The organism is Pseudoduganella sp. RAF53_2 (assembly GCF_052113985.1).
In the GTDB taxonomy this organism is placed as follows: Bacteria; Pseudomonadota; Gammaproteobacteria; order Burkholderiales; family Burkholderiaceae_D; genus Rugamonas.
The window spans coordinates 1-4,390 of the sequence record NZ_JBFRDW010000517.1; the positions used below are offsets into that span (position 1 = coordinate 1).

5 protein-coding genes are annotated in these 4,390 nt (G+C 61.2%); 4 read left to right on the forward strand and 1 reads right to left on the reverse strand.

Annotated elements, in window-relative coordinates; genetic code table 11:
* The first annotated feature begins 81 nt into the window (after positions 1 to 81).
* From AB4Z11_RS24325 to AB4Z11_RS24340, 4 genes are all read left to right on the forward strand, one after another.
* Complete coding sequence (locus AB4Z11_RS24325) at positions 82 to 846, forward strand: SDR family NAD(P)-dependent oxidoreductase (RefSeq protein WP_442028266.1); 765 nt, start codon at positions 82 to 84, stop codon at positions 844 to 846.
* 214 nt (positions 847 to 1,060) lie between these two features.
* Entirely contained in the window at positions 1,061 to 2,938 is a 1,878-nt protein-coding gene (locus tag AB4Z11_RS24330) for a methyl-accepting chemotaxis protein (RefSeq protein WP_442028267.1), read from the forward strand.
* Between the two features lie 143 nt (positions 2,939 to 3,081).
* Entirely contained in the window at positions 3,082 to 3,480 is a 399-nt protein-coding gene (locus AB4Z11_RS24335; RefSeq protein WP_442028268.1) for a VanZ family protein, read from the forward strand.
* Between the two features lie 307 nt (positions 3,481 to 3,787).
* Positions 3,788 to 4,132: a hypothetical protein gene (locus AB4Z11_RS24340; protein WP_442028270.1), complete on the forward strand. Its 345-nt coding sequence runs from the start codon at positions 3,788 to 3,790 to the stop codon at positions 4,130 to 4,132.
* Positions 4,133 to 4,135: 3 nt separating this feature from the next.
* Here the strand turns inward: AB4Z11_RS24340 and AB4Z11_RS24345 are convergent.
* Positions 4,136 to 4,390, reverse strand: a 255-nt coding sequence (locus AB4Z11_RS24345; RefSeq protein ID WP_442028272.1) for a TraB/GumN family protein, incomplete at its 5' end; no start/stop codon positions are given.

The window sequence follows — 4,390 nt, forward strand, 5'->3', positions numbered from 1 at the left end:
GCAACACGTGACGCAATGGCGGATCAATGATCCGCCCTACGACCATCGTAGGGCGGGTCATTGACCCGCCGTACAACGGACATGAAATTACATAATAAAATCGCCATCGTCACCGGCGCCACCCAAGGTATCGGCCTCGCCTGCGCCAAGCGCCTGATCGCGGAAGGCGCCAAGGTGATGCTGGTGGACATCAAGCCGGAAGGCCAGCAAGCCGCTGAAGCGCTGGGCGACCAGGCACGCTTCTTCGCTGCCGACGTCAGCCACAAAGCCGACGTGGACGCAATGGTCGCCGCCACCGTCAAGGAATTCGGCCGCGTCGACATCCTCATCAACAACGCCGGCGTCACCCACAAAGCTAGCTTCCTGGACCTCACCGAAGAAGACTTCGACCGCGTGCTGGGCATCAACCTGAAATCCATGTTCCTGTGCAGCCAGGCCGCCGCGCGCGAAATGGTCAGGCAGCAAAGCGGCTGCATTATCAATATGTCAAGCGTGAACTCGGAACTGGCGATTCCCGACCAGGTGCCATATGTGGTGTCCAAAGGCGGCATCAACCAGCTGACCAAGGTCATGTCACTCAACCTGGCGCCGTATGGCATCCGCGTCAACGGCATTGGCCCGGGCACCATTCTGACCGAACTGGCCAAGCAGGCAGTGCTGGCCAGCCCGGAAGCGCGCCACACCATCCTGTCACGCACTCCTTTGGGGCGTTGCGGCGAGCCGGAAGAGGTGGCATCGATCGCCGCCTTCCTCGCCAGCGACGACGCCAGCTACATGACGGGCCAGACGCTATTCGTCGATGGCGGCCGTATGGCCCTCAACTACACGGTTCCCGTCAAAGAGTGAGATATACGAAATATTTATTTCCCATATGGAAAACAGAAATTAGACATATATTCTGCAATGCACCATAATTGCACATGTCTCCACTATTCTCCTCCAAGAAAATAGTTTAAGCCCGCTAAAACAGCGGGCTTTTTTTTATCTGTGCACCACAGCAGTGCACTGGTTTCAGCTCTTCCGTTGCATAATGCTAACGAAACGGGCTTCGGAGAACGTGGTGAACTCTGTGCTGAACCGGATGAAATTGTGGCAGCGCTTTCTGCTGCTCGGCCTGATCGGCGTGATGCTGCTCGTTCCGCCCACCTGGCTCTTCCTGCGCGAGAATCACAAAGCCATTGCCCAGTCCGCCACCGAGCAAGCCGGCCTGAAACCCGGCGAACAGGCCTTGCGCCTGCTCCAGATGATCCAGCAGCACCGCGGCCTTTCCGCCGCCTTCATCGGCGGCAGCCAGCTGGCGGACCAGCGTGCCGCCAAACAGGCCGAAGTCGAGCGCGTGCTGACCGATATGGCCGGCCTGCTGCGGCGAGGGAAGTCCGCCAATATGTTCGGCCAGATTCGCGAGGATTGGAACAGTCTGGCGCATGACGTTTCCGCGCGCAGCATCACCACCCTGCAAAGCTACCAGCGCCACACTGCGCAATGCGAATTCATTCTGCTGTTCATCGAGCAGCTGGCCGATGAATACGGGCTCTCGCTCGATCCCGAACCGGACAGCTACTACCTGATGCGCGCCATCTACTTTGATCTGCCGCGCGCTGCCGAAGACCTGGGCGAGATGCGCGCCCGTGGTGCCGGCTATCTCGCCGCCGGCCATATCGATATCGAAGGCCGCGCCATCATGTACAGCCTGATCATGAAAGCACTGGCTTCGGGCGCGGCCGCTGAGCGCACCTTCGGCAAGGCGTATGCGGCCGGTCCTTCCCTGCGCAAGAACCTGGACGACGATGTCAGCACCGCCATCCAGATGGGTAAGGACGCCGCCGAGCTGGCGCGTACACGCATCGCCACCACCGACAAGCCCGATCTGCCGGCGCCGGAGTACCTCGCTTTCGCCACACGCGCCATCGACTCGCAGTTCGCCGCCGCGCACGAATCCATGCGCGATCTGCGCGCCAGCATCGATAAGCGCCTCGTCGCACAGCACTCCACGCGCTACCGCCTGGCCGCCAGCATCGCCCTGCTGGCAGCGCTGGCCGCCATTGCCGGGTGGACCATCAGTCATCATCTGATCAAGCAAATCGGCGGCGAGCCACGCGACGTCAGCAACGCCCTGACACACATCGCCAACGGCGACCTGACGCAGCGCATTTCATTGCATCGTAAGGACAGCGACAGCCTCACATTCGCACTGCATGCGATGGCTGAACGGCTGGCACAGACAGTTGGCGAAGTGCGCAAGGCAGCGGACGAATTGTCGGTGGCTGCCGCGCAAGCGAATGCCACGGCACAGGGCTTGAGCCAGAGTTCCAACGAGCAGGCATCGAGCGTGGAAGAAACCAGCGCATCGGTGGAAGAAATGACGGCCTCCATCGCGCAGAATTCCGACAACGCCCGCGTAACCGGCGACACGGCTACGCGCGTCGCGAACTATGCCGAAGATGGCGGCGAGGCGGTCGCGCAAACGCTGACCGCCATGCGCCGCATCGCGCGTGAGATCGTCATCATCGACRACATCGCCTATCAAACCAATCTGCTGGCACTCAACGCCGCCATTGAAGCAGCGCGCGCAGGAGAGCATGGCAAAGGCTTCGCCGTGGTGGCCGCCGAAGTGCGCAAGCTGGCCGAGCGCAGTCAGGTCGCCGCGCAGGAGATTGGCGAAGTGGCGCAGAACAGCGTGGCCGTGGCCGAGCGCGCCGGCTCCCTGTTGAAGGAAATTGTGCCGGGCATTCGCCGGACTGCCGATCTGGTACAGGAAATCAGCGCCGCTTCGCGCGAGCAAAGCGCTGGCGCCGGCCAGATCAGCCAGGCCATGAATGAACTGAGCCAGGCCACCCAGCGCAATGCCGCAGCGGCCGAAGAGCTGGCAGCAACCGCGGAAGAATTGAACAGCCAGTCCGAAATCCTGCTTGCCACAGTCGCGTTTTTTAAAGTGTGATGCGCTTGCGCTGTGTCATGAAGCCGTAATACATGCTGCCTATACTGGCCACATCTGCTGCACATGCAACCGATATGCACGGTGGCAGAAGTGGTGCGCCGGAGCCCATCCGGCGCACCCGATTCCGTGGTACATTCCCCCGCATGTTGAATTTCCTCTACCAGCTCCTGCTGACGCCATCCCACGCCCGCCTGCGCTATTGGAGCGCCATCGTATTGTTCCTGCTGATCGTGATCATCGGATCGATTCCAGGAGCGCGCGCGGAGGTCGGCGTGTGGGCCACTGGCCTGGTGCTGCATGGCTGCGCTTATGCAGGCCTGGCTTTCCTGATTTTTACCGGCTGCAGCGGCACGCCGGCGCAGCGCGCAGTAAAAGCCGTGCTGCATATTGCCGTAATGGGTGCGCTGGATGAATTCGTGCAGAGCTTCTGGACCTACCGCCACGCGGACATCCACGACTGGATGATCGATTGCACGGCCGCGCTGCTAACCTCCGGCTTCATGTGGCTGCTCTGGACCACGCGCCGGGTTCGGACCGCCTGAACCGGTCGCGAGATCCGTATCGCGCCGCATATCCAGCAGCTGTTCCGATCCTGACGAGCCCGTGTAAGGCCTGGCGAAATACATGGCGGTCGCGTGCGTCTACTTCCTTGCCGAGTGTTGCTTCCGTTAATTCGGAGATGACTGTCTCAGTCCTGCGTTCCTGCATGTCGGGCCCCAAAGATTTCTTGAAGGCCAATTATCTCTTGGCGTTTTGCCGACAGTTTGATGTGGATCAAAGGGCCTTCCGCGCGTGCGCCCTTCATTCGTCGAGCGTCCTACACTCTACTCTCCCGCAATGGAGGTAGAAATGAAGACGACAATGATGATTCTCTGCCTGGCGCTGGCAGCATGTGCCGAAACGGGCATGAACRGCGGCAGCAGCTACAACACGGCTGCTACCGCATCACCGGCGGACCAGTGGAATGGCGAAGTGGTCTTGATCGAACCGGCAACGGACATCAGCATGGCAGCCGGCGGCGCCAGCGGTGCAATGGCAGCAGGCTCGTCGGGCTCATCGCCGACCAAAGCCTATCGCGTCACACTGCGCAAGGATGACGGCACGACCGAGATCCATACCGTCAACGGCATGCCCAGCTATAAACCGGGCGACCGGGTGAGCTACCGCAACGGCCAGATTGCGCCGATGCAGTAAAGCTTAGTACAGCTGCTCGACTTCGTAGCCGCGCTGCTTCAACAGCGCAGGCACACCCTTGCTGCCGACCAGATGCAGCAGGCCGATGCCGACAAACGGCGTGCCGCCGCTGTCCATCATGGCGCCGATGTGGTCCGCCATCTCAGGGTTGCGTTTGCCCAGCAGCGTGCGGTCCATGAAGGTGGCGGACACCGAATCGCCCGTGGTCAGTTCATGTGCCAGTTCAGCGATGCGCGGTGCATCGGCCGTGCCCCAGGC